Source organism: Mycolicibacterium komossense (genome assembly GCF_025822605.1).
Lineage (GTDB): Bacteria > Actinomycetota > Actinomycetes > Mycobacteriales > Mycobacteriaceae > Mycobacterium > Mycobacterium komossense.
In genome coordinates this window covers 78,875-104,833 of the sequence record NZ_JACKTY010000047.1, presented here as the reverse complement: position 1 = coordinate 104,833, position 25,959 = coordinate 78,875, and the positions used below count along the sequence as shown (strand labels likewise).

The window sequence follows — 25,959 nt, the reverse complement described above, 5'->3', positions numbered from 1 at the left end:
GCGGACATCGGTGGGTGCAGTGTTCGTCTCAGCGAGCGGGTGATTCGTTCAACGGAGCTGGCATGTGCGGCGCCGCAGTGCAATCTCTATGCCGGCTGTGGTCGTGCTCTTCGTGTCGGTCATGCGGCTCTCCCTGCTGCTGGCTTCGCCCCCCGAGCGTGTCAAGCCTGAGGTGGGGGCGAAATAGCACGGCATGCGGTATTTAAGACCGGCAGCACGCGGTGGGCAGTCGCCGCGGATCGGACACGGCGGGGCGAAGGCGGATAGTGCCGGCGCGGTGCATTAAAAATGGCATGCCGCGCGATGGCGCCCCCGGATGCACAGCCTCCACGATGGGCTCACCAACGACTATTAGGGCATCTGCACAGGTCGGACGGTGCAACGCCATCGGCCAGTGAGTCGCTCGCACACGAGGAACGGCAGGGTATTTCATGAGTTTGCGAGGAAGCTTTCTTGGTGGGCCGCTCGGGTTCGGCGCGGCCCCGTTAGGCAACATGTTCCGCGACATTCCCGATGACGAAGCTGTCGCCACAGTGGAAGCCGCGTGGCAGGCCGGCACCCGATTCTTCGACACCGCGCCGTTCTACGGCGCCGGGCTCTCGGAGATTCGGCTGGGCAACGCGTTGAAAGATCACCCGCGCGAGGAATATGTACTCAGCACCAAGGTCGGCCGTCTCATTCTTGACGAGAAAGAGACAGGCAGAACGGGTTTCGGTGACAAAGACGGCCTGTTCGAGTTCGGTCTGAAGAACAAGATCGTCTACGACTACACCGCCGAAGGCGCGCTTAAGTCCATCGAAGCGAGTCTGCGGCGGCTTGGGGTCGATCGTCTCGACTTCGTGTGGATTCACGACCTCGCCCAAGATTTCCACGGCGACGGCTGGCTGGCACAGTTCGAAATCGCCCGCACCGGAGCGTTCCGCGCCCTGAACAAGCTGCGCGATGAGGGTGTCATCAAGGGGTGGGGGCTGGGTGTCAACCGCACCGAGCCGATCGAACTGCTCCTCGGCTTGTCCGAACCCACTGCCGACGGGAGCCTGCTCGCCGGCCGGTACACCCTGCTCGATCATGAGCACGCTCTCCAACGGGTCATGCCCGCAGCGCAGAAGCAGGGTGTCGGCATTGTCATCGGTGGCCCGTACAGCTCGGGTGTGCTCGTCGGTGGACCGAACTTCGAGTACAAGCGAGCCCCTGCGGAGATCGGGCCGAAAGTCAAGGCGCTCAGCGTGTTGGCCGATCAGCACGGCATCCCACTCAAGGCGGCGGCGCTGCAGTTCTGCCTGGCCCATCCGGCGGCGGTGGCCGTCATTCCGGGCGCAAGCAAGCCTTCTCGGGTGAAGGAGGACCACGCTGCGCTCGGAACGGTCATCCCCGCGGACTTCTGGCGCGATCTGCGTGCGCAGGGCTTGGTGTCACGTTCAGCACCGTTGCCGATCGACCACTAGCTCCACAGATCTGAGAGGTTCGGGTGCCGATAGTTTCGGACATTGACCCGGGCAGACGCAGCGAAATGCTAAAGATCGCACACCACGTGATGGCATCTCCGGCCGTCGTACGGCAAAACTTCACAGACAACCCTCGCGGCCAAAGCGGGCGAGGCCGGCTGGCCGCAACACGGCGTCTAGCTGCGAAGCAGGAGGAAATCTCATGGCAGAGACGAAGATCACCGTCATCTACGATAATCCCACCGACCCCGAGGCATTCGAATCCGCCTATCCGGCCGAGCAATTAGATGCAGCGCGGAGCATCCCGGGTCACCTCCGCTTCGAGGCGTCGAAGGTCTGGCCGAAGGAAGATGGCAGCCCGACGCCGGCATACCGTGCGCTTGATCTTTACTATCCGGATTATGCGGCCGCTAGCGCGGCGGTGGCCACACCGCAGGCGGCAGCGTTCTTCGAGGCCATGCAGCGTCTGTCCACGGGCGGTGTTCGCGTGCTCTTCTCCGACATCGAGATTTCCCAACACTGAAGGTCCGCTGCCGCGTTCCCCCCGATTTAGCAGGGGCCCGAACCTCGCCTCTCGTCCTGTGTGGGGTGAGGCAGGACCGGCTGGAAGTTTGGTCATCTCGGGCAGCTCTGTGCCCGCTCACAGGAAACGAGTGTCATGACGCGCCTCATCCGTCAACTGCTCCGACCCTACCGATGGAGTCTGGCCATCATCTTCACTGCGACAGTGGTGCAGACGCTGATGAGTCTGGCCGCGCCATGGCCGTTGAAAATCATCCTCGACAACGTCGTCGGCAGCCGTCCCGTCCCGCAGTGGATCTCCTGGCTGCTGCCCATGCTCGGCGGCGACAGCAAGCTGCACATCGCCGCGGCGGCGGGCATTGCGACCGCGGTGATTGCGGCGGTCACCGGCGTCGCGTTCTACATCGCCACCTACTTCACCGAAAGCCTCGGGCAGAATGTCGCGAACGATCTGCGGGTGCGGTTATTTCACCGTCTGCAGCTGTTTTCGCTCGGCTTTTACGACCAGAACCGGGTCGGCACGATCCTCAGCACGATCATGACCGACGTTCAGACGATCCAGAGTTTTGCGTCGGTCTCCACGCTGAACCTGATCACCGACAGCTTCACCATCGTCGGGATGGTCGTCGTGATGTTCATGCTGCGCTGGGATTTCGCGCTCGTCGCACTGACCGTCACGCCGTTGTTGGCGATCTTCGTGTTCCGGGTCAACCGGTTGATCAAAGACGCGACCCGTGAAGTGCGTAAGCGGCAATCGAATATGTTGGCCACCCTGCAACAGAGCCTCGAAGGAATCGAGGTGGTGCAAGCGTTCGACGCCCAAGACCTTGAGGAACAGCATCTCGTCCAAGCCAGCCAGGACACCGTCATGGCATGGCTCAAGGCCAGGCGGGTGTCCTCGCTGCTGTCCCCGGTTGTCAGTTTTGCCGTCGCGTTGTGTACGGGTGTCGTGCTGTGGCGGGGGTCGGCACTCATCCTGGGCGGCGTCATGACAGCGGGTACGCTGACCGTCTTCCTGGCCTACCTCACCAAGTTCTTCCAGCCCGTGCGTGAGATCGCGGTGATGACAAACTCTTTCGCGAAGGTGTCGGTCGGATTCGAACGGGTCCGGGCGATCCTCGACGCCGACTTCGTCGTGCCGGAGCGCCCCGACGCGATCGACCCGCCACCGTTTCGCGGTGACATCGACTTTGAGAATGTGGCTTTCGGATATGACGCCGACGTGCCGGTGCTGCGCAACGTGAGCTTCACCATCCCGGCCGGGCAGCTGGTGGGCATCGTCGGCCCCACCGGCAGCGGCAAGTCCACGGTCGTCAGCCTCGTTCCTCGGTTCCGCGACCCGAACGGCGGGCACATCAGGATCGACGGCGTGAACATCTGCGAGTACAAACTGCATCCGCTGCGCAGGCAGATCGGCTTCGTGCTGCAGGACACCGTCCTGTTCCGGGGCACCGTCCGCGAGAACATCGCCTTCGGCCGTCCCGACGCCAGCGAAGAGGAGATCATCGCCGCGGCCAAACTCGCCAACGCCGACGAATTCATCACCCGGATGCCCCAGGGCTATGACAGTCCGGTAGGCGAGCGAGGCCTGACACTTTCAGGCGGTCAGCGCCAACGCATTGGGATCGCGCGTGCCTTCATCCGCGACAGCCCGATCCTGATCCTGGACGAACCGACGGCATCACTGGACGCCGAGTCCGAGGAACTGGTGATCGAAGGCCTGGAACGGCTGATGAAGGGCCGCACCGTCATCATCATCGCCCATCGGTTGAGCACCCTCAAAGACGCCGACCGGATCATCGTCATCAACGAAGGCACGGTCGCCGAAGACGGCACCCACGCCGATCTTTTGGCACTCGACGGCATCTACGCCCACTTACACCGCATCCAATATTCCGAGCGGAAGTAGACACGGGCATGCGGCCCAAGTGCTTCACCTGGACTGCCGGGTCAGTCAGAAGACTCGTCACCGCAAGTCCGCGGACAGGAACTGCCGTCCTGCTCCAGCCCTGAGCCATAAAGACCGCATGACGTGCTATGGAACACGAGTGTCGTTGCGTGACAGCATGAATAGAGCGACCGATGGACTCGCCACTGAGACCAGCTCGCCTTCCACCCATCACGTGTCACGAAGGACCCCGATGAATCTGCACCGTCGCATTGCTGGCCTAGCCATACCGCTCTGCGCGGTTGGCGTGTTGCTCACCGCGTGCGGGGGAAAACCGCAATCCCCAACGACTTCCACCACCACCGCCACCACAACAACCGCGCCCAGCAGCGTAGTGCCGTCGCCCACCGAGAAGGACCTGAGTCCCAACGGCGGCAATCTCTTCACCCCCGGCGTGAAAGCTCCACCGGCGCCGACGGAACCACCTGGTGTGCACCGCCACCACGACTCCTGACACTGACGATCGAAGACCCTACAAACATGGATATTTGGAGCAGCAATGAGCACACCTCGACTCCACATCAGGGCCGCCGCCGCAGGTTCGGTCGCATTCATCGCGATCGGCATTCTTGGCACGGGCTGCGGTAAGACCGGCTCCGGTCAGCAGCCCTCGACGACGACTTCCGTCCCGACGAGTTCGACGGCGACAAGCAGCTCGCCGTCGCCGACTGAGAAGGATCTCAATCCCAGTGGTGGAAACCTTTTCACCCCGGCGGTGCATCCCCCATCCGCAGGTGTAGTCACCCCCGGTGAACATCCCGGGATCAACGGCGTGCCTTAATCGCGGCCGGACAGCGTGTTGCCGCTCGATCCTGCGATGCCGGCCAGGGCGGCCGATTTTCGCGGTCTGGCGCGCGCGTCGCTCACTCTTATCGTCTCGGGTGTCGCGGAGTCGGAAAGATACTGACACTCAACACATCACATGAATACGGCGCGCAGGTCCTGCCGCCTCCGTCCTTCGCACACACACGACGAACAGATTGCGCTCGAGGCAGCAATTAGCCGTTGAGTAAGCGGGCGGCCGCCTCTCGCGCAACTCGCAGCCCTCGCTCAGGCGGCGGCCACGCCGCGTGGTTGTCGTGTTCTATCGGCCAACGTGCAGGGATATCGGCGCCGACCGGCTCAGGCGAGACCAGCTACACGCGGACGATGCCCTTCGTCTGTCCGTCAATCGTCTCGGCGCGGGCAAGACCGTCAAACGCTATGACAACTCTCTCAGCGGTGCTGCGAGCACTGGCCGGATTGGCGCCGGTAATGAGCCGGCCAGCAGTGATGGAGTAATCGTCGAAGGGGTGCATAGGCGAGCTGTAATCGGCGCCCACCTTGGTTACCGCCTCCACGACAGGCGCGACGTGATCGGCTGTCAGCTTGTCGAGGACCTTCAGCACGACCTCTCCCTCGATCGTGAAGCCGGTTACCGTGGTGCCTTCGATGATCGATCGTCCGGTTTCGGCATCGATGACGCCGGGCAGGATCACTGGTCCGTGGCACACCGCCGCGACGATTCCCCCTCGCACCCAGACATTAGCGGCCGAAGCCTGTAAGTGTTTCGCTGTCGGGTAGTCGTAGAGAGCGGCGTGGCCTGCCGAGCCGAAGAACACGCCGTATTCCTCGCTGTTCACCTCGGACGCCTTCTTCAGCTGCGAGTTCAGCTTGATGTTGAAGGGGTGCTTCGGATTGTCGAACACAACTCTGTCGTCGCCCGCCAGAAACTGTTCGGTCAGTGAGAGGTCGTCCAATCCGTAAGTGCCGGTCTCGGTTGCCAGGTCCACGTCAAATCCTGCCGCCGTGAACACTTCGTACGGATGCAGCGCCTCGGTGAAGAAGAGACCGGTTTTCGTGCCGTCGGGATAGATGACGCCGTGATAGCTGCTGATGGCGATCAGCGCTTTACGGGGAATGATCGTCGACATGGTGAGCTCCTTGATGTTCGTAGTCGTTCCGTCTACTGCTAGACCGCGGTAGGACTTTCCATGACGCAGACGGAAATCGCGGGTGGTCCCTCTGCTTCGGCAGTATGTATTGACCTGTCCGGGAGGAGCCGTTCTCAGGTTCGCATTCGGCGTTCCCGCCAGTCCATAGCACGCAATGCGGTCTTTAATCGTCAGCGGATCGCCTGGTGGTGGCGGAGGAGCCTCGTGGGACGGATCGTCTCGGGTGCCCGGGTGGTCCTGCAGTCTCGACGCAGACTGTGTCACGGCTTAAATATGGCATCGCGCGCGATGGTGAGGCTGCCATGCGACTTGGCAGGCTAAGGGAGGCACCGAGCGCAGGAGGGAACCAATCCGAGTATCCAGTTATCACCAACTGTCTGCTGCGTCCGGCGCGATTGCGGTGTGCGTTCTGCTCGGCGGCTGCGTCGGCGGACCTGAGTTGGCTCAGGGCTCCACTCCTTCGGCTGCGTCGATCGGGCTGCAATTCGTGACTGCGTCACCTCCGATGACATCGGCGCCGGATTACACACCGTTGCTTTTGTCGGGCGAAGAAATTGGGGGAGCCGGTGACCCGTACACCGGGCCGCCGCCCATTCGCGATCCGAATGGTGTTGCGGGTGCAGAGGTGCTGCTGACTAACAGCGAGCAGACCGAGGCAGTCGGCATCACGGTGGTCGTGCTGCCAGCCGTCGCCGCGGCCGCAGCCGGACTGCCCTCGGCCCAAGCCAATCTCTCCACCGTCGTGACGACATCACCCCCGCGATCGGTACCCGTCGGGGATGGCGGCGCTCTCTTCACCGGCGCGTCACGCGATGGTTTAAAAGCAGCGACGGCCCTGGTTTTCAGGGAAGATCGCGCGATCGTGAGAATCGACTTCTACAGCCTGCCCGATCAACCGACGTCCATCGACCGCGTCGTCGAGGTCGGGAAAGAGCAGGCGATCGCCGTGCGGGTGGGATTGTCCCGCTAGCCTCAACCGCTTCGGAGTGCATGACGCTCGCTGTTCGACGTCCGCTGTGCTCGTGGTACTCGATTCGGCAAAGGCGGCATAACTGCCCCGCAGGCTCTTTCACCCGACCGCCATTTCGCGATAACGAAGATTTTCCACGCAGCGACTGCGCCTCGGGGGCGCCGTCACTGAGAACCGCAGGATTAGAGGCCTAGCTGCTGACCGCCGGAATCCCGCTAAGGCTGGCGCTGCCCAATGTCCTGGGCGCTGATCCGCCAGCCGACGAAATCGGCGGCGTCTCGTCCTCGTGGACATTGCCGACACCAATTCAGGTCGGGGCAGCTCTCAATAAGGCAACGGAACGCGGGCCGTAGCGCAACGCATTCGCTGTAGGAACGGATTTTGGAACAAAACTCCGCGAAACCGCCCCGATATCGCCCGGATGCGGAGCTAACGTTCGGGACACCTCTGGCATTCTGACCTGCAGTTCCAAGACCGAGCGCACATTCGAAAGTCCTTGGGACGCAGCTGATAACCCAGAGGTCGAGGGTTCCAATCGCTTTGCAGGTGATCGCGGTAGAGGTTTGATCCACCTCTGATTAGCGGGTGAGGTTAGTTCGCGCGGAGGCCTGCACGATGCCTGACCTTTCTTTCAGGGTATGAAATCCACGGTTGACGAGGCCGGGCGCACGAGACGCCAAGGCGCCGGTGCATTGCTGGGTGAGAAGGAGCGAGCGTGGATAAACAGCACCGACTCGGGTGAGATGCTTAAAGGCGTGCAGGAATCTGGTAACCAGTACCAGGTCGATGCCGCCGCCGGTTCCCAGCAATTCGACCTGTTGTCTGATCCGCACCGGTTGGAAATGTCGCTGGTCCTCCACACCGCGCCCTGGCATCTCCTGGCTGACCGCCCTCGCCATCTTGCGCTTCGCAGGCATCGAAGAATGCTAGTCGCAAACCTGTCTGGCTGAACGCCACGGCCAACAACCAGGGTCTGTGGGCCAACGTCGCTAACCTCTTGACTGCTGATTCCTAAGGCACACAACGCCTTCGACAGCGACACCTCGCAAGTCGTCTCGTTCGCTTCGAGAAAGTCAGTGTGGTAGCCGGGAATAACCTGCGACGCGCCGATGCATGACCCGCCGTTAGTATCCGCATATCAGCACCACCGTACGGTTCTAGGATCCGCCATCAAGATGAGAAAAACCCGTCCGCCAGCATGATGAGAATTCTGTGAACCTGCAGCTAGAGGACTCGGCTTCCGCCACCAACTTTGAGAACCGACAAATAGGTCCTTTGAGTGCCACCCGCCTCCCGCCCGAAATACAGGTGCAGCGGGGCATCGTCGATGTGTACCGTGCCAGGCGATGACGATCACGAAACCATGACCGGGAAATCATGACTGCCACGACCGTCCGGATGGATCTGACCGCCGAAGTCCCCGACGGGCACCGTGCCGATCTCGACCGCAGCGTCGACTGGCGCCGCCTGCGTGCGCCGGGCGCGGCCGTTGCGCTGGTAGCCATGGCGATAGCCGCCGTCCTGCAGTCGTTGTCGACAGTTGTCCTGGGCCGGCTCGCCGCCACCCCCACCTGGACCATGATCGCGGCTCTCGCTGCGTGTGCGTTGGGGTACGCCCTGCTCAACACGGCGGGCAGTACGGTCTGGGGAGTCGTCGCAGACCGAGCCGAAGGCAGACTGCGGGGAGATCTGCTCGCGGCGGCGTTGAACCAGCCGCTCGAACGATTGTCGGAACAGGCCGTCGGCGAGGTTCTCGACCGCGTCGACGACGACACCCACGAGGTCGGTGCGCTGGTCCGCTCGCAGCTATGGGACGCGATGCGGACCGTCGTCTCCGTTCTGCCGATGTGGATAGTCGCCGGCCTGACGTGGTGGCCTGCGTGGATCATCTTTCCGATAATCGGGCCGCTGGCCATCGGGATCGTCCGAGGACCGCTGCGTCAGCTGAGTGAGCGCAAGGTGCTCGAGGAAGCGGCGTGGACCGAGCACGCCGCGGCCATGGAGGAGGGCATTGCCGCGCGAGATGACTTGCGGACCAGCCTCGGTCAGGCCTACGTACTTCGGCGGGTTGCCGAATTGTCGGGCGTCGTGCAGCGACGCCTTCTGTCCGTGGTCGCCGTCGAGTCGCGGATCACCCTGCGCGCGGGCGGATTACTGCACGCGTTTTTGGCTGCTGTGGTGGTCGCGGGGGTCGCGTTGGTCGCGGTCGGCGACCTCGACATCGCGCAGTTGGTCACCCTCTTTTTCGTCAGCGCCACCCTGGTCGGCGAGGTTGCTCTGCTCGCGCGGCAGTTTCCCGAGTTGCAGGCCGGCATGGGCGCCGTGATCCGGCTTCGGCAACTGGCTGCGAGCCCGTCGGAACCCATTGGTGGGCAGCAATTTCCGGTCGGGTCGGCGGACATCGAGTTTCATGACCTGCACTTTGCGTACACCGAGGGGGTCTTCGCCCTCGACCGGATCACGCTGCACGTCAAGGCAGGCACCACGTGCGCATTCGTCGGCCGGACCGGCTCGGGCAAGTCGACGCTGGCCTCGTTGGTGTCCCGAGCCGTCGATCCTGAGCCTGGCTCGTTGACCATCGGTGGGGTCGACGTTCTCGAGCTCGACCTGCAGCAGCTACGGGCATCGGTCGGGGTGGTCACTCAGCGCACCGAGATCCTGGCCGGAACGCTGGCTGAGAACGTCGCGCTGTTCGCCGACGTACCGAGGGACCGAGTCCGGGGGGCGATCGCCGAACTCGATCTGACGGACTGGGTCGAAAGCCTCCCCGATGGTCTTGACACCCTCCTCGGGCCAGGAGGAACCACCTTGTCGGCGGGGGAGGAGCAACTCGTCGCCTTCGCGCGGTTGCTGGTCCGCGCTGTGCATGTCGTCGTACTCGACGAGGCGACCGCACGCATGGATCCGCTGACCGAGACCCGGGTGATCCGGGCCGCGGATCGGCTTTTGGCTAATCGCACTGGAATCCTTATCGCGCACCGTCTTTCGACTGTCATGCGTGCTGACCAGGTGGCCGTACTCGAGGGTGGCCGCCTGATCGACCACGGCCCACGACGTGAGCTCGAGTCCCGACCCGGCCCGTTTCGACGACTTCTGGACGCGGCCGGTGCCGATGACGACCCACCCGCTACAGAAGAGGGCTCGGTGATCGGCGGTGCCCGACGTCCTGGTGCGGCACTCGAGTCGACCGATGTCGACGGTGGTCCGAGCCTGGCCCGCGGCATCCTCCACATGGTTCGCACCTACCCGACCTGGGGCCTGCTGGGCGCTTCGCTGTTCGCGCTCACCGGTTTACTTGGATCGACCGGCGCGATCAGTGGTTTCGTCTGGGGACACGTGGTCGAGGACCTTCAACAGGGGCAGACACCGGTGCTACTCACCGCTGCCTCCGTACTCTGCATCCTGGCCGAGCCATTCGTGTTGGTGCTGGCGATTCGTCGGTTTGTGCCGTGGTGGTCAGCGTGTTCGCTCCGGATCCGGATGACGGTGCTCGACAGGCAGACCCGGCAACACCGACTGGCCCGGACGCCTCCGGGTGAGGTGGTATCGCGAGTCCTTGACGCCGACCGCTTCCTGCACTACGCCGACCTGTGCAACGACGTCGTCGCCGGACTGGTCATCGTGGTGATCGCCTCCTTGCTCGGCGGCACTGCGATCGCCGGTGCCATCTTGTTGGCGGTTATGGTCACCGCGGCGGTGGCTTCGGTGGCGGGTCGCCCGATCGCCGGACGATCGGCGACGGCAGCGTCGGCCACCCGCGCCGACTTCGGCCGCGCGCTAGTCTCGGCATTGGAGTGTGTGCGCACCGTCAAACTCTCCGCGGCGACGCAACACCTACACGCCCATCTCGATCGCGTCGACGCCGGTCGCGTCGGCGCCGCCGTCCGCGAGCACCGCGTGCAGACGGTCCTTCTGGGGGTCCCGGTTCTCATGGTGGAGCTGGGCGTTGTCGCGGTTTGGGGCCTCTACCTCCTCGGAGCGTGGAATCTGGCGACGGCGCTGCTGGTTTCCGGGGCAGTCGGCGGATTCGGCTATTTCGGCAGCGTCGCGGGCGGAGTGGTCACTCAGGCACCCGGAACGCGCGCGTGGCAACTGGCCACCAGTCGTTTCGCGGGCGGCGCGGACCTGATGGACATTCCCCCGGGGATCGACCTCATCGCCGGAGCCGCGCCCCGTCCGATGGCGCCACAGCGAATTCCGTTGCACCGTCTTGAGCTTCGCAACGTGACAGCTGTGCACGACGACGGTACCCGCGGAGTCACCGGCGTCGATCTCACCGTTGACGCGGGCGAACTCGTTCTCCTACTGGGCCAGGTGGGGTCGGGAAAATCGAGTCTGTTGTCGACGTTGTGCGGGTTGGTGGGGCATACCGGGGAGATCTACTGGAACGGCGTCCTCATCACCGATGCGCAGACGTTCCTGCGGCCCAGCCAGATCGCCCACGTCGCACAGGTGCCTCGGGTGTTGTCGGGGACGTTCGCCGACAATGTGCTCCTCGACCACGATCGGGAGATCGAGCGCGCCGTGGCCGATGCGTGTCTCGCCCCGGACATCGCGGCAGCAGGGGGTCTCGACGCGATCGTCGGCCACCGCGGTGTCCGGCTGTCCGGTGGTCAGGTTCAGCGACTGGCGCTCGCCAGGGCGCTGGCGGTGGAACCGGAACTGCTTCTCGCCGATGACATCTCAAGTGCGGTCGACGCGGCCACCGAGGTGCAGCTGTGGGCCGGTCTGCGGGCGCGGGGCATGACGGTGCTCGGTGCCACCGCCAAGCGGGCTGCGCTGGCTCAGGCTGATCGCGTGGTCGTGCTCGTCGACGGGCAGGTCGCCGAGGTGGGGCGGTGGACGGTACTAGCGCCGAGGTGGAATCATCTTGCTGCGTGATCGGCCCGAACATGCACTATCCGAGATGAACTCGCTGCCTCCGACAATCGGCGCGGCTCGTGGCCTACGCTGCCGGGATGGTTGATTTCGCGCCGTCCCTACCGCCCGAGCTGGCGAACGTTCCGTCCGCTGACGGACCGCTGCCACCCTTGGCGGATCTTGCCGGCCGACCCTATGCGCTACCCGTCGATATTCTCGGCGAGCTCCACGGGCCGATTTTCTACGCCAACTACAGCGGTTTCCGAAAGCTGTACGCGTGCTCGCTGGAGTTGGTCGATGAGTTGTGCGACGAAAGTCGCTTCGCCAAGAACCTGACGGAGTCACTGGCACAGGTCCGTCCGCTGGCCGGCGACGGGCTGTTCACCGCCTATCACGGTGAGCCGACTTGGCAAAAAGCCCACGATGTCCTGATGCCTGGCTTCAGCTATGCCGGACTGCGCAACTATCACGCCGCCATGCTCGACATCGGCAACCAGCTTGTCGACCGCTGGGATGCCAGCGCCGGGCAGCGGCCAGTGGACGCGTCTACCGACCTGCAGAAGCTCGCGATGGATACCGTCGCGCTTGCCGGTTTCGGGGCGCGGTTCAACTCGTATGGTTACGACGGCCTGGCCCCCATCCCGCGGAGCTTCACGGCAGCCTTCGGCGAACTCGGAAAGCAGCCGACGACAACCGACTTCGACAACGAGCTGGCTTACCTACACGGCGCTTTCGACGCGATGATCGAAGAGCACAGCACAGGTCTGGCCCACGACCTCGACGACCTGCTCTACGTCATGCTCGGCCGGGATTCCGGCGGCGAACCGGTGCTGAGCCGGGAGAACGTTCGCAACCAGATCATGACCTTCCTGATTGCCGGCCAGCTGACCACGTCGGAACTGATGCCCAATGCTCTCTACAACCTGATGCATCACCCGGCGGTGCTGTCGCGCGTCGAGTCCGAGGTGGACGCGGTGTTCGGTCCCGACGACGACTACCTGCCGACCTACGACGACATCGGCAAGCTCACGTACCTGCGGCAGGTGATCAACGAAACGCTGCGACTGTGCCCACCGGTGCTCGGCTTCGACCGAATGGCGTGCGCAGACACCACCATCGGCGGCACGTATCCGATCAAGAAGGGCGAAGCCGTCACCGTCCTCGTCGGCGCACTTCATCGGCAACCCGAATGGGGTGACAACGTCGAACTCTTCGATCCTGACCGGTTCGACACGGCCAGTATCGCCGCCAGATCCGGCGGATTGTTCAAACCCTTCGGAACCGGTGCGCGATCCTGCATCGGTCGGCAGTTCGCCCTGCATGAGGCCACCATGGCGATCGCGCGGCTGGTTCATCGGTATCGCTTGATCGACTCACAACACTATGTACTGCAGTTCGATAGCCAGCGCAGCCGTCGCCCGGTGGGTTTCCACCTCGACCTGATCCGCCGGACCCCTGACGACCGGCACCATGCCGCGCCTCAGGAAACCGCGGCCGTGCCGTCGAATCCACTGCGCACAGCCACCCGCGTCAAAGCCGGTACCACGTTGGCCGTGCTGCACGGCTCGAACCTCGGAACCTGCCGGGCGCTGGCCAAGCAACTCGCCGAGGAGGCGACCGACCTGGGGTGCACCGCTACGGTGGCACCGCTCGACGACTTCGCCCGCGGCCTACCGGAAGCCGATGCGGTGGTCATCGTCGCGTCCTCCTACAACGGACAGCCCACCGATGACGCGCGTGAGTTTCTCGCCTGGCTGCTCAGTCCAGCCGCGACGCTGGACGTGGCCCCGTACTTCGCGGTGCTGGGTGTCGGGGACCGCAATTGGGCCGACACCTACCAGGCGGTGCCCAAACGCATCGACGAACGACTGACCGAACTCGGAGCCCGACCGCTGGTCGCTCGCGCGTCGGCCGACACTTCGGGAGATCTCAACGGTACGGTAGAGGAGTTCTCGACTTCGTTGTGGGCGGCCGTATCTGAGCATTTCGGTGATCCCGACGCCGCAGCGGTCACCGCTACCGATGAGCCGCTCTACGATCTGCATCCCATCGTCGGCCCGGTGACCGCGGCGATCGATGCCCGGTTCGCGGTGACACCGATGACCGTCCTGGACAACACCGCACTGGTCGGCGACGACACCACCTTCGGACAGGCCAAACGCTTTGTGCGCGTGACCCTTCCGCCGGGGATCGAGTACCAGACGGGTGACCATCTGACGGTGCTCGCGGATAACCCGCCCGACCTCGTCACAACGGTGCTCGAACTTCTCGGAATCGACGGCGAACTGCGGTTGTCCGTCAATCCGCGGCGCACCTCGCGTCGGCTGATCGCGCTCGACCGGGAGGTGAGCGTGCGTGAACTGCTCACCCATTTCGTGGAGTTGCGAAAGCCGGCCACCCGCAGCCAATTACGCCGTCTCGCGGCGTCCAATCCGTGTCAACCCGAGCGTGAGCAGCTCGAAAAACTCGCCGCGGCCTCGGAGCCCTGTTCCCTCAGCCCCCTGGAGTGTCTGCTGGAGTTCCGCGCGTGCGCGCTGACGGGGGCGGAGCTGCTTGAGCTACTGGAGCCCATGACGCCGCGCCATTACTCCATTGCGTCGTCCTCGCGGCTCGTACCGGGCATCGCGGCACTTGTCGTGAGCGTGCTCGACGCTCCGGCCCGGTCCGGGCATGGGTTGTTCCAGGGGGTGGCGTCCAACCATCTGGCAGGCGTCGCCCCTGGTGCCCAGATTCGGGCGCGGGTCGACTCGGCTCGGCAGGCCTTCCGGGCAGGTGCCGATCCGGCCAAGAACGTGATCCTGGTCAGCGCGGGCACCGGTGTCGCTCCGTTCCGCGGGTTCCTCGGTGACCGGCTGGCCGCGAAACAGGACGGCAAGCCGTACTCACCTGCATTGTGTTTCTTCGGCATTCGGGATCCGGACGTGGACTACATCTTCCGAGACCAGTTCGAAGCCGCCGAAGAAGAAGGGATCGTCCGGATGCGCCCCGCCTTCTCGCGCGCACCGCAGGGCGGGGTGCGATATGTCCAGGACCGCATTGCTGCTGACGCCGACGAAGTGTGGAGTCTTCTCGGCGACCCGGCAAAGGACACTCACGTCTACGTGTGTGGCGATGGGGCCAAGATGGCCCCTGCCGTGCGGCAGGCTTTCATCGATATCTACCGCGCGCGCACCGGAGATGACGAGAGCGCGGCCCGCGACTGGCTGATCGGTCTGGTCGAGTCCGACCATTACGTGGAGGATGTGTGGGCCGGATAGGGGCGGCCGTCAGAGGATCGCGCCCGGATTCAGGATCCCAGCCGGGTCCAGCGCATTCTTGATCCGCCGGTTGAGCTCCATCGCCTCCGGGCCCAGATAGCCCGGCAGCCACGGCTTCTTCAACCGGCCGACCCCATGCTCGCCGGTGATGGTGCCGCCGAGCCCGACGGCGAGATCCATGATGTCGCCGAACGCCTTCTGGGCCCGTTCGGTCTCCGCGGCGTCGGCGGGGTTGTAGACGATCAGCGGATGGGTGTTGCCGTCGCCGGCGTGAGCGATCACCGAGATCATCAGCCCGGTGTCGGCGGCCATTTTCTCGATGCCGGCGACCAGATCGGCAAGCGCCGACAGTGGAACCCCGACATCTTCCAGCAGCAATGACCCTTTGGCTTCGACGGCGGGGATAGCGAAGCGCCGGGCCGCGACGAACGCCTCACCCTCGTCCGGATCGGCAGTCGAAAACACTTCGGTGGCACCGCTTTCGGTGAACACCGTGGCCATGAACTCGGCATCTTCGGCGCCGTTGGCGCCACGTTCGTCGGAGGCGGCCACCATCATCGCCGCCGCCCCCCGGTCCAGACCCATCTTGAGTTTGTCCTCGACGGCGTTGATGGCGACGGAGTCCATGAACTCCAGCATCGCGGGCCGGATCTTCGCGGTGATCGCCAGGACTGCGTCGGCGGCCGAGCGCACCGAGTCGAACGAGGCCACCACCGTGCACGGCGTGTGCTGCGGCGGCAACAGTCGCAAAGTCACCTCGGTGACCACGCCGAGAGTGCCCTCGCTACCGACGAACAACTTCGTCAAGCTCAGTCCCGCAACGTCTTTCAGCCGTGGGCCGCCGAGCCGCACGGCGGTGCCGTCGGCCAGCACCACCTGCAGGCCCAGGACGTAGTCGGTGGTGACGCCGTATTTCACGCAGCACAGCCCGCCGGCGTTGGTGGCGATGTTGCCGCCGATGCTGCAGATCTCGAATGATGACGGGTCCGGGGGATACCAGAGCCCGTGCTCAGCGACGGCCTTCTTCACCTCGGAGTTGAGCAATCCGGGCTGAGCCACGGCGGTACGGGTCACCGGGTCGACGGTGATATCGAGCATCTTCTCCGTCGAGAGCACGATGCCGCCGTCGACGGCGGTCGCACCGCCGGACAGCCCGGTACCCTGACCGCGCGGCACCACCGGCACGCCGTTCGCGCTGGCCCAGCGCAGCACCGTCTGGACTTCTTCGGTCCGGCGCGGCCGGACCACGGCCAGTGGGGTGCCTGCGTCGGGGTCGAACGCCCGGTCTTGGCGGTAGGACGCCAAGATGTCGGGGTCGGTCACGACGGTGCCGTCCGGGAGCTCCGCGGTCAGTGCCGCCAGGTTGGTGATCTGAGCCACGTCTCGATCCTACGAGTCGGGTGTCACCGGCTGATCCAACTCGCGCAGCGACGACAGTCCCAGGGCTGCCAATCCCAGCACCAACATCGGCAGTGCCAGCGCCAGAAACGTCACTTTGAGGCCGAAGGTGTCGGCCAGCGGTCCGGCGAGCACCAGGCCGAGTGGGCCGGCGGCGTAGGCGAGCGACCCCATCACGCCGACCACCCGGCCCCGCAGATGCTGCGGGGCGCGGGTCTGCATGACGTAGTTGTAGATCGGCGCGATGGGCCCGTAGACGAACCCCACCACCGCGCACAGCGCCAGGATCAATGGCAGCGGCGGCAGGAATGCGATCACCGTCATGGCCACGCCCAACGTCAGCAGGGCCACCAGCATGACCGTGCGCCGCTTGGTGTATCGCGACAGCACGGCGTAACCCAGCGCGCCCACCAACCCGCCGAGGGACAGGGCCATCAACACCCAGCCCAGATGCGCGGGTTCGTTGCGGTCGGTGAAGTACTTCGGGAACAGCACGCTCTCCATCGGCATATAGAGCCCGGTTGCGGCTAGATCGACGAAGGCCAGTGTCCGCAGCACCTTGTTGCGCCAGACGAAGCTCAGGCCCTCGATGATCCCGGACCAGACGCTCTCGGGCCGGGTCGCCCGGTCGGGCTTGCCCGCACCTTCCAGCTGGAACACCCGCAGAGCGGAGATCGCGATGATCGACAACACGAAGGTCGCCGCCGTCACCCACATCGTGGTGATCCCGCCCAACGTGGCGATCAGCAGACCGCCGATGCCGGGCCCGACGATGTAGGCCAGGTTGAAGATCGCCTCGTAGACGCTGTTGGCGTGGTCCAGGCTCCAGCCGGCGCGGGTGGCGGCCTCGGGCAGCATCGATTCCCGCGCCGTCAGCCCGGCGGGGTCGAACAGGGAACCGAACGCCGCCAGGGTGGCCAGCACCACGACGTTGACCGCCTCGACGCCGAAGGCCAGCGCGATGAGCGGCACCGCTGCCACCGACAGCGCAGACAGTCCGTCGGCGATCATCGAGATGCGCCTGCGGCCGATGAAATCGACCGCGGTGCCCGCGATCAGCGTCGACGCCAGCAGCGGCAGGGTGCCCGCCATCGCAACGATCGAGGCGTCCACCGCCGACCCGTTGTGCTGCAGCACCAGCCAGGGGAACGCGACCATCGAGATGCCGTTGCCCGCCCCCGCCATCAACGCGGCGAACAGGATCAGAAGTAGGGGACCGCGCTTGCTCTTGGACATGGGATATCGCCGCAAAATCTAGCAGTGCACGATGGGCTGATGTTGCCTCATCCTCGGACCGGCCAGGCGTTCCCGTCGCCAGTCCCGCCCGGCACCGGCTGGCCTGGTGATCCAGCCACCGCGGCGACGCCGGTGGCCGGTGATGCGGCGGCGGTCGCCCGACTCGCCGGCGGTGCCGGCAGTGTGGCCGAGCTCGACGCCGAAGTCACCGTCTGCCGCGCCTGCCCCCGGCTGGTGACGTGGCGCGAGGAGGTCGCCGAGGTCAAGCGGCGGTCGTTCATCGACCAGCCGTACTGGGGTCGGCCGGTGCCCAGTTGGGGTGCGCTGAAACCACGGCTGCTGATCGTCGGGTTGGCGCCCGCCGCCAACGGGGCGAACCGGACCGGGCGGATGTTCACCGGTGACCGCTCCGGTGATCAGCTGTTCGCCGCGCTGTATCGCTGTGGTCTGGTGTCGCAGGCGACCAGTGTCGACGCCGCAGATGGATTGCGGGCCAATAAGATTCGGATAGCCGCACCGGTGCACTGTGCGCCGCCCGACAACAAGCCGACACCGGCCGAGCGGTCGACGTGCTCGCCGTGGCTGGCTGCCGAATGGTCGCTGATCCGGCCGCACGTTCGAGTGGTGGTCGCACTCGGTGGGTTCGCCTGGCAGGTGGCGCTGGCCATGCTCGCCGATGAACTCGTCCCAGGACCGAAACCGAAGTTCGGGCACGGTGTTGTCGCGGAGCTCGCGTCGGGTCTGCAGCTCCTCGGCTGTTATCACCCCAGCCAGCAGAACATGTTCACCGGCCGGCTTACCCCCGCCATGCTCGACGACGTCTTCACCGATGCCCGTCGCCGCGCCCGCATGTGAGTGATTTCGGCGTGTTCGTAACCGCTGAGCGACTATGCGCACGCCGAAACCACCGGGAACGAACCAGACGCGGGAGCTGTTAGGACAAGTTATGCGGCTATCTGTCCTTGACCTCGTTCCCGTCCGCACCGACCAGACCTCCGCGCACGCGCTCGCTGCCACCGTGCGACTCGCGCAGACCGCTGATCGGCTCGGCTACACCCGCTACTGGGTGGCCGAGCACCACAACATGCCCGCTGTCGCGGCCACCAGCCCGCCGGTGGTGCTGGCCTACCTCGCCGCCCAGACGACGCAGATCCGCCTCGGCTCCGGCGGGGTGATGCTGCCCAACCACGCCCCGCTGGCGGTCGCCGAGCAGTTCGCTCTGCTGGAAGCCGCCGCCCCGGGCCGCATCGACCTGGGCCTGGGCCGCGCGCCCGGCTCGGATCCGGTGGTGTCGATGGTGCTGCGCGGATCAAGAGGCCGCGACGCGCAAGCTGAGCGGGCGGACATCGACAAGTTCCCGCAGTACCTCGACGAGGTCGCGGCGATGATGAGCGCCACCGGCGTCCGCGTCGAACTGCCCGCCCACTTGGGGCGGCCCGACTACATCCTCAAAGCCACCCCGGCAGCGGCCGGCGAACCCCGGGTCTGGCTGCTCGGCTCGTCGATGTACTCCGCGCACCTCGCGGCGGCCAAGGGGCTGCCGTACGTGTTCGCCCATCACTTCGCCGGGCAGGGCACCGAAGAAGCGCTCGAGATCTATCGCACGGAGTTCCGTCCCAGCGATCTGGCCGCCGAGCCCGTCACCTTCATGACGGTCAACGCGTCGGTCGCCCCTACCCGCGACGAGGCCGAGGCCCTACTGTTGGCGAACCTGCAGATGATGGCGGCGTTGCGGACGGGTAAACCGCTGCACGCCCTGGACCTGGTGGAGGATGCTCAGGCGACCGGTCTGACCGCGCAGGAGCAGGCCATTGTCGAATCGGGTTTTGGCAAATCCATTGTCGGCGCCCCTGCTGAAGCGGCCGACCAGGTCCGCGCCATCGCCACGCGTTACGACGTCGATGAAGTGATGATCAACCCGGTGGGCTCGGCCTACCGCGGAACCGATCCCGCGACGGCACCCGCCCGCGAGCAGACGCTGGAACTGCTGTCCAAAGAGCTGTTCTAGCGGGGTCTTTTGGCGCCGCTCCTCAGCGCGGCTTCAGCACGATCACGGCGATCGGCCGGTCGGTGCGCTCCTGATAGGAGTCGTAGCGGTTGGAGTTGTTCTTGTTGGTGATCGCCCACAGTCGCGCGTAGTCGGCATCGTCGGGCAGGACAATCTGTGCGGTCACCGCGATCCGGGTCGGCCCGACGTTGATCTCGACGTCCGGGTGCGCCTTGAGGTTGTGGTACCAACCGGGGTAGCGCTTGGCGCCGGCATTGGATGCGACGATCAGGTAGTTGCCCGCGTCTTGGGCGTAGGTCAGCGTGTTTGTCCGCGCCTTACCGGTTTTCGCTCCAATGCTGTGCAGCAACAGATTTGGCGGAGCGAACGGAATTCGGTGCCCGATCCAGCCGCCGCTGCGCTGGTAGATGGCGTCGTGCACGCTCAGCAGCTTGAACGCGACTTTGCGCAGTGCACTCATTCTTTCGCCGCGTCGAGTTCGGCCAGCGCGTCGCGCAGGATCCGGCCGGTGGCCTCCCGGTCGGGGTCCCGCCGGACGACGAGGCCCTTGGCGAACGACAGTTTGTCACCGTCTTGGCGGGGTGCCACATGGAGGTGAATGTGGAACACGCTCTGAAAGGCCGCTTTTCCGTCGTTGATGACGATGTTGTTGCCGTCCGCCTTGAGCTCTGAGCTCCTGGCCGCCTGGGCGATGCGCTGGCCGATGGTCACTATGCCAGCCAGGGTTTCCGGCGGGGTGTCGGTCAGGTCGACGGTGTGCAGCTTCGGCAACACCAGCGTGTGACCCCGGACGATCGGTCGGATGTCGAGTATCGCGAGGTAGTCGTCGTCCTCGTAGACGCGGACGGCAGGGGCCTCACCCGCGATCACGGCGCAGAAGATGCAAGACATGCCGCCACCGTAGCCGGTCGCCCCGACGGAGCCTCAGGTCACGTTGTCCTGTGCCCAGTCGTCGAGGCGTCGATCCCGTTCGGCGGCGTCGACGTCCTCCACCCGGGTCATCACCGCCCAGCGCTGGCCGAAGGGATCGACGATCGACGCGAACCGGTCACCGGTCACGAAGGTCTGCACCGCTTCCCGGATCACCGCACCCGCTGCGGCGGCCCGCCCGACCACGCCGTCGACGTCGGAGCAGTACAGCACCATCGAGTGGGTCACCGAGTCCGATGTGGGTGGCGCTGCGAGCTGATAAGACGGGTTCGGGTCGGACAGTTGGAGCCGGCCGTTCCCAAAGTCCAATTCGGCGTGTGTGATCGAGCCGCCCGGACCCGCCATCTTTTCCAGCAGTTCGGCTCCGAACACCGAGGTGTAGAAATCGATGGCGGCTGCGGCGCCCTCGACGACGAGAAACGGGGTCAGGCTGGTGTAGCCGTCCGGAATAGGTTTGACGTTCATGTCGACCGAGTTTCGTAGGGTTTGACCCGTGGAGGCTTGGAAAAACGCGCCAGAACGCGGTGTTGTCGGCAGGCCCGCATCGGCGGCGGTGTTCGACCTGGATCGCTGGCCGCCCTCGCCGCGCTGCGCCGAGTTCGTCGAGCACTTCTGGTCCGTGCGTTGGGATCTGCGTGATCGACAGCCGTTCGACAGCGCCGTGATCACCTTCCCGTGCATGCACCTCACACACGAGTGGGGCAGCGAGCAGACGCGCCATGGCCATCCCTTGCCGAACACTTTGATTCACGGCGTGGTCGAGCGCGTCTTTCACACCACACTGAACGGGTCGGGCGCCGTCGTGGGCGCCAGGTTCCGGCCGGGCGGATTCACCGCGCGCTTCGGTCGTTCCGCAGCGGACTACACCGGGCGGGTCGCGGCCTTGGACAACACATTGTTCGCTGCACCAGTGCGTCTCACCGAAGACAGTCAGCGCAGCGCCGCCCGGATCGATGACGCCATCGCCTCGCACCGCGCCGAGCCCGACGCAACCTACGGTCGTCTGAGGAGCCTGCTGGACGTGATCCGGGACGACAACGAGCTGCACCGGGTCGGGCAGGTGATGGAACGCTCGCCGTGGAGTTCCCGCACCACCCAACGGGTGTTCCGGCACTACGTCGGGGTCCCGGTGAAATGGGTGCTGTGCCGCTACCGGCTGCAGCAGGCGGCGCTGGACATCGAGACCGAGCCGACGGCCGATCTCGCCGACCTGGCCGTCCGGCTCGGCTGGTACGACCAGGCCCACTTTGCCAACGACTTCCGTTCGATGCTCGGCTGCACTCCGGGCGAATACGCGACGAGGCACGGGACCTAGCCCGATACGCTGCCGCAATGGACTCGATCGAATTGGCGTTCGCCGGGGCCGCCGAACACGCCCGCATGCTCCGCGTCGGCGAGGTGACCGCCCCCGCGCTCACCGACCTGTATCTGGAGCGCATCGCCCGCCTCGATCCCGAGCTGCGCGCCTATCGCGTCGTGCTCGCCGACTCGGCGCGAGCCGCGGCCGAGGAAGCGCAGCACCGCCTCGACGACGGTGAGCGGCTGCCGCTGCTGGGGGTGCCGATCGCGATCAAGGACGACGTCGACGTGGCCGGCCAGACCACTACCTACGGCAGCAGCGCCCACGGTCCGGCAGTGAGCAAGGACGCCGAGGTGGTGCGACTGCTGCGCGAGGCGGGCGCGGTGATCCTCGGCAAGACCGCAGTGCCGGAGATGATGATCTGGCCATTCACCGAATCCGTCAGCTTCGGGGCCACCCACAACCCGTGGGATGTCTCGCGAACGCCGGGCGGTAGCAGCGGCGGCAGCGGCGCTGCGGTCGCGGCGGGGCTGGCGTCACTGGCGCTGGGTTCCGACGGCGCGGGTTCGATACGGATTCCGGCGACGTGGTGTGGCTTGTTCGGGATCAAACCCCAGCGCGGCCGGGTGCCGTTGGCGCCGCACGACGACGCCTGGTGCGGCATGTCCGTCAACGGGCCGCTGACGCACACCGTGGAGGACGCCGCGCTGTTCCTGGACGTCACCGCCGACAAGTCGATGCCAGGTCCCGACGGTGGTTTCGTCGGCGCGGTGTCGCGGCCACCGAACCGGCTGCGAATCGCGTTGAGTACCAAGGTCCCTCCGCTGCTGACCGCATATCGCGATGCCGAGCAGCGGGCGGCGGTGCACCAGGCCGGCGCGGTTCTGCGCGAACTCGGCCACGAGGTCGTCGTGCGGGATTTCGACTATCCGGTGAAGGCGGTGTACGGCCATGTGCTGCCGCGCTACTTCCGCGGTATTTACGACGATGTCCGGGCGCTGCCGCATCCCGAGCGCCTCGATTCCCGCACGCGAGGGATGGCCCGGATCGGAAGTATGTTCTCCGACAAGCGAATTGCGCGGATCCGCGAGGCCGAGTCCGAGATCGCCGCCCGGGTGGGGGCCATTTTCGGCGACGTCGACGTGGTGATCACGCCCGGTGCGGCGACCGGCCCGTCGCGGATCGGCGCCTACCGCAAACGCGGCGCCGTCTCGACCCTGTCGCTGGTCGCTGCGCGGGTTCCCTACCAGGCGCTGTTCAATGCGACTGGCCAACCGGCAGCGGTCGTCCCGTGGGGGCTGGACCGCAACGGGTTGCCGCTGTCGATCCAGCTCGTCGGGCGGCCGTACGACGAGGCGACGCTGCTGTCGCTGTGTGGAGAGATCGAAGCCGACCATCCGTGGGCCGATCGTCGCCCGTCGGTGTCGTGACAACCGCATTGATTGAGTATTGACGTGTGATTTCCTTGCCGGATGCGTGACGTCACCGCTGGATCAACGAGAATGACGACCATGGGACTCTTCGGCAGTTCGAACAACGCCAGCGGTGACGATGAGGGCCTGCGCCGGCGCGTCGAGGAATTGGAGCGGCGGGTCGCGGCGCTGGAGTGGGGCGCCCGCAATGCGGGTCAGTCCGGTGTAGTGCCGGTTGCCCAGTCGCCGCAGTCGGGTGTGAGCGCCGAGGTACGGCAGCTCGCGCTGCAGGGCCAGCGTATTCAGGCGATCAAGGTGCTGCGCGACCAGACGGGGATGGGGCTGCGTGAGGCCAAGGACATCGTCGACCGGCTTTAGGTGACTACCCGCCACGCTGCCAGCTTCGCGGCAAAGGCCATGGTGTGCGCGGGGCTGGTGGACGGGAGTCGATACATCAACGGCCCGACCTCGCCAGCCAGGCGCCGGTAGTTCGCTTCTGCTGCCGCCCCATTGAAGTACACCCGTTCGATCGATGGCCAGGCGGCAAAGAACGAGCCGAAGTCGTTGGCCACCATACTGTCTCGTTCAACCGCCGAATCCAGGCTGCCGATCCGGCGGCAGGAGGCAAGGACATCCCACACCGCGATGCCTGAGCGCACCAGGGCAGCGCACCGATCGGCGTAAGCCGCATCGGGGGAGAAGCTGAACAGCTCGCCGGTGATACGCCAGAACGCATTACGCGGATTGCCGTAGTACTGCTGCCCTGCCAGCGATAGCACACTCGGCATATTGCCCAGGATCACCACCGCGGGGCTGCCACCGACGATCGGTGGCAGCCCCGTCAGCATGGGCGAGTCGGACATCAACTCACATGATGCACCTCTTGCAATCCATAGACGGGCGTCGGGATGCCCTCATGGCGGGCCTTGAGCTGAAGCGCCAAATACAGCGAGTAGTGCCGTGACTGATGCAGGTTGCCGCCGTGGAACCACAGGTTCTCCTGCTGGGTGGGCTTCCACATGTTGCGTTGTTCGCCCTCCCACGGCCCCGGGTCCTTGGCGGTCTCCGAGCCCAGACCCCAGACCTTGCCCACCTTGTCGGCGACGTCCTGGCCGATCAGGTCCGCGGCCCAGCCGTTCATCGAGCCGTACCCGGTGGCGTAGACGACCACATCGGCAGGCAGTTCGGTGCCGTCGGCCAGCACGACGGCATCTTCCGTCAGATGCGAGACCTGACCGTGGGCCAGTTTGATGGTCCCGTCGGCCACCAGGTCGCAGGCGCCGACGTCGATGTAGTAGCCGGACCCACGCCGCAGGTACTTCATGAACAGCCCGGAATCGTCGTCGCCGAAATCCAATTCGAATCCGGCGTCGGTGAGCCGCTGATAGAAGTCCTTGTCCCGCTCGCGGATCGCGTCGTAGATCGGGATCTGGAACTCGTGCATGATCCGGTACGGCAACGAGGCGAACGTCAGATCGGCCTTCTCCGTCGTCATCCCCGCGGCGACCGCGCGCTCGGAGTACAGATCGCCGAGCCCGAGGTCCATCAGTGAGTCCGATTTCACGATGTGCGTCGAGGACCGCTGGATCATCGTCGTCTCGACACCGTTCTCCACCAGCGCCTTGCAGATGTCGTGCGCGGAGTTGTTGGAGCCGATGACCACGGCGCGTTTGCCGGTGTAGCGGTCCGGGCCTGGATGCTGGCTGGAGTGATGCTGTTCGCCGGCGAAGATGTCCTGCCCCGGCAAGGTGGGCACGCTGGGCTTGCCGGACATGCCGGTCGCCAGGACCAGCTGCGTCGGGTGCAGGGTCAGCCGCTCACCGTCGCGGTCGAGTTCGACCGTCCACTGTTTGGCCTCCGCGTCGAACGACGCGGACAGACAGGTGGTCTTCGACCAGTACGGCACCTCCATCACCCGGGTGTAGAACTCCAGCCAGTCGCCGATCTTGTCCTTAGGTGCGAACACCGGCCAGTTCTGCGGGAACGGCAGGTACGGCAGGTGGTCGTACCAGACCGGGTCGTGCAGGCACAGCGACTTGTAGCGTTTGCGCCACTGGTCCCCGGGCCGCTCGTAGCGGTCGACGACGATCGCCGGCACGCCGAGCTGCCGCAGCCGGGCGCCGAGGGCGATTCCGCCTTGCCCGCCACCGATGACCAGCGCATACGGTTGTGTCGTGTAGCCCAGTGCGGCGTCCTCGGCAGCGCGCTTCTCAGCCCAGGACCGCCGATCGGGGTCGCTGCCGTGCACCGCGCCCAGTACCCGGGTCGCACCCTTGCGCTCCTCGTGGCCCTTGAGCTCCTGCAGGGCGGACAACAGCGTCCAGGCGTGGTCTCCGTCCGGGCTGCTCTTGAGTCGCAGGTGCCCGGTCCCGCGGCCGGTCGCCGTCTCGAACTCGATGAATGCCGAGGTCACGCCCCCGTCTTCGGTGGGCGTCTCGCGGGTCCGGAAGCCTGATGGGTCGGTGTCGCCCAGCCGGGCCGACAGCATGTCGGCAACGCCGTCGCGGCCTTCGACCGTCTTGATATTCCAGGTGAAGGACACCAGGTCCCGCCAGAAGCAGTCAGTGGCGAACTTCGCGACGACGCGGTCGATATCCCGGACGGCCAGCGCTGCCTCGAAATCGGCCAGCCAGGCGTCCACCCGTTCCTGCGGGGTGACATCCGGGTCGGTAGCCGTGGTGGGTTCCAAAGTTTGGGTCATGTGCCCCAGGTCACACCCTCGCGACGGGTAGCCGCAAG

General features: G+C 65.5%; 21 protein-coding genes. 12 read left to right on the top strand and 9 right to left on the bottom strand.

Annotated features, from left to right (window positions below):
- The first annotated feature begins 431 nt into the window (after positions 1–431).
- From H7J73_RS28065 to H7J73_RS28045, 4 genes are all read left to right on the top strand, one after another.
- Positions 432–1,445 carry an aldo/keto reductase gene (locus H7J73_RS28065; protein ID WP_264071084.1) on the top strand — a complete coding sequence of 338 codons (1,014 nt, stop codon included), beginning with the start codon at positions 432–434 and terminating at the stop codon, positions 1,443–1,445.
- Between the two features lie 202 nt (positions 1,446–1,647).
- Positions 1,648–1,968, top strand: a complete 321-nt coding sequence (locus H7J73_RS28060; protein WP_264071083.1) for an EthD family reductase — start codon at positions 1,648–1,650, stop codon at positions 1,966–1,968.
- A 135-nt stretch (positions 1,969–2,103) separates the two neighbouring features.
- Entirely contained in the window at positions 2,104–3,876 is a 1,773-nt protein-coding gene (locus tag H7J73_RS28055; RefSeq protein ID WP_264071082.1) for an ABC transporter ATP-binding protein, read from the top strand.
- Positions 3,877–4,414: 538 nt separating this feature from the next.
- Positions 4,415–4,696, top strand: a complete 282-nt coding sequence (locus H7J73_RS28045; RefSeq protein WP_264071080.1) for a hypothetical protein — start codon at positions 4,415–4,417, stop codon at positions 4,694–4,696.
- A gap of 355 nt (positions 4,697–5,051) precedes the next feature.
- Here H7J73_RS28045 and H7J73_RS28040 read toward each other — a convergent pair whose 3' ends face one another.
- Positions 5,052–5,828, bottom strand: a complete 777-nt coding sequence (locus H7J73_RS28040; protein ID WP_264071079.1) for a type 1 glutamine amidotransferase family protein — start codon at positions 5,826–5,828, stop codon at positions 5,052–5,054.
- 508 nt (positions 5,829–6,336) lie between these two features.
- On the opposite strand from H7J73_RS28040, the gene H7J73_RS28035 reads away from it, so the two are divergent.
- Entirely contained in the window at positions 6,337–6,819 is a 483-nt protein-coding gene (locus tag H7J73_RS28035; RefSeq protein WP_264071078.1) for a hypothetical protein, read from the top strand.
- Between the two features lie 578 nt (positions 6,820–7,397).
- Here H7J73_RS28035 and H7J73_RS28030 read toward each other — a convergent pair.
- Positions 7,398–7,736 carry a hypothetical protein gene (locus tag H7J73_RS28030; protein WP_264071077.1) on the bottom strand — a complete coding sequence of 113 codons (339 nt, stop codon included), beginning with the start codon at positions 7,734–7,736 and terminating at the stop codon, positions 7,398–7,400.
- A 460-nt stretch (positions 7,737–8,196) separates the two neighbouring features.
- Between H7J73_RS28030 and H7J73_RS28025 the strand changes: the two genes are divergently transcribed.
- Positions 8,197–11,700, top strand: coding sequence for an ATP-binding cassette domain-containing protein (locus H7J73_RS28025; RefSeq protein ID WP_264071076.1), 3,504 nt, complete (start codon positions 8,197–8,199; stop codon positions 11,698–11,700).
- 77 nt (positions 11,701–11,777) lie between these two features.
- The gene (locus H7J73_RS28020) at positions 11,778–14,936 is read left to right on the top strand and encodes a bifunctional cytochrome P450/NADPH--P450 reductase (protein WP_264071075.1); all 3,159 of its coding nucleotides are present in this window, start codon (positions 11,778–11,780) and stop codon (positions 14,934–14,936) included.
- A gap of 9 nt (positions 14,937–14,945) precedes the next feature.
- Here the strand turns inward: H7J73_RS28020 and H7J73_RS28015 are convergent, their stop codons facing one another.
- Positions 14,946–16,307: an FAD-binding oxidoreductase gene (locus tag H7J73_RS28015; protein WP_264071202.1), complete on the bottom strand. Its 1,362-nt coding sequence runs from the start codon at positions 16,305–16,307 to the stop codon at positions 14,946–14,948.
- An 18-nt stretch (positions 16,308–16,325) separates the two neighbouring features.
- Entirely contained in the window at positions 16,326–17,570 is a 1,245-nt protein-coding gene (tap, locus tag H7J73_RS28010) for a multidrug efflux MFS transporter Tap (RefSeq protein ID WP_264071074.1), read from the bottom strand.
- Between the two features lie 39 nt (positions 17,571–17,609).
- On the opposite strand from tap, the gene H7J73_RS28005 reads away from it, so the two are divergent.
- Positions 17,610–18,425, top strand: a complete 816-nt coding sequence (locus H7J73_RS28005) for a uracil-DNA glycosylase (RefSeq protein ID WP_276031847.1) — start codon at positions 17,610–17,612, stop codon at positions 18,423–18,425.
- A gap of 91 nt (positions 18,426–18,516) precedes the next feature.
- Positions 18,517–19,578 (top strand): LLM class flavin-dependent oxidoreductase, encoded by a 1,062-nt coding sequence (locus tag H7J73_RS28000; protein ID WP_264071072.1) that lies wholly within the window; start codon positions 18,517–18,519, stop codon positions 19,576–19,578.
- Between the two features lie 22 nt (positions 19,579–19,600).
- On the opposite strand, the gene H7J73_RS27995 is transcribed toward H7J73_RS28000, so the two are convergent.
- Genes H7J73_RS27995 through H7J73_RS27985 form a run of 3 tightly spaced genes read right to left on the bottom strand, consistent with a single transcriptional unit; the run spans position 19,601 to position 20,973 of the window.
- The gene (locus H7J73_RS27995; protein WP_264071071.1) at positions 19,601–20,038 is read right to left on the bottom strand and encodes a nitroreductase family deazaflavin-dependent oxidoreductase; all 438 of its coding nucleotides are present in this window, start codon (positions 20,036–20,038) and stop codon (positions 19,601–19,603) included.
- Positions 20,035–20,469, bottom strand: coding sequence for an HIT family protein (locus tag H7J73_RS27990; RefSeq protein WP_264071070.1), 435 nt, complete (start codon positions 20,467–20,469; stop codon positions 20,035–20,037). The genes H7J73_RS27995 and H7J73_RS27990 overlap by 4 nt, the downstream gene beginning before the upstream one ends.
- A 33-nt stretch (positions 20,470–20,502) precedes the next feature.
- Positions 20,503–20,973 carry a VOC family protein gene (locus H7J73_RS27985; RefSeq protein WP_264071069.1) on the bottom strand — a complete coding sequence of 157 codons (471 nt, stop codon included), beginning with the start codon at positions 20,971–20,973 and terminating at the stop codon, positions 20,503–20,505.
- Between the two features lie 28 nt (positions 20,974–21,001).
- Between H7J73_RS27985 and H7J73_RS27980 the strand changes: the two genes are divergently transcribed.
- From H7J73_RS27980 to H7J73_RS27970, 3 genes are all read left to right on the top strand, one after another.
- A complete protein-coding gene (locus H7J73_RS27980; RefSeq protein ID WP_264071068.1) occupies positions 21,002–21,823 on the top strand; it encodes an AraC family transcriptional regulator in 822 nt (273 codons plus the stop codon).
- A gap of 17 nt (positions 21,824–21,840) precedes the next feature.
- Positions 21,841–23,238: an amidase gene (locus tag H7J73_RS27975; RefSeq protein WP_264071067.1), complete on the top strand. Its 1,398-nt coding sequence runs from the start codon at positions 21,841–21,843 to the stop codon at positions 23,236–23,238.
- Positions 23,239–23,319: 81 nt separating this feature from the next.
- Positions 23,320–23,598 (top strand): ribosomal protein L7/L12, encoded by a 279-nt coding sequence (locus H7J73_RS27970; protein ID WP_264071066.1) that lies wholly within the window; start codon positions 23,320–23,322, stop codon positions 23,596–23,598.
- On the opposite strand, the gene H7J73_RS27965 is transcribed toward H7J73_RS27970, so the two are convergent.
- Positions 23,595–24,083 carry a DNA-deoxyinosine glycosylase gene (locus H7J73_RS27965; protein ID WP_264071065.1) on the bottom strand — a complete coding sequence of 163 codons (489 nt, stop codon included), beginning with the start codon at positions 24,081–24,083 and terminating at the stop codon, positions 23,595–23,597. The genes H7J73_RS27970 and H7J73_RS27965 overlap by 4 nt on opposite strands.
- Positions 24,083–25,921 carry a flavin-containing monooxygenase gene (locus H7J73_RS27960; RefSeq protein ID WP_264071064.1) on the bottom strand — a complete coding sequence of 613 codons (1,839 nt, stop codon included), beginning with the start codon at positions 25,919–25,921 and terminating at the stop codon, positions 24,083–24,085. The genes H7J73_RS27965 and H7J73_RS27960 overlap by 1 nt, the downstream gene beginning before the upstream one ends.
- Positions 25,922–25,959 lie beyond the last annotated feature (38 nt).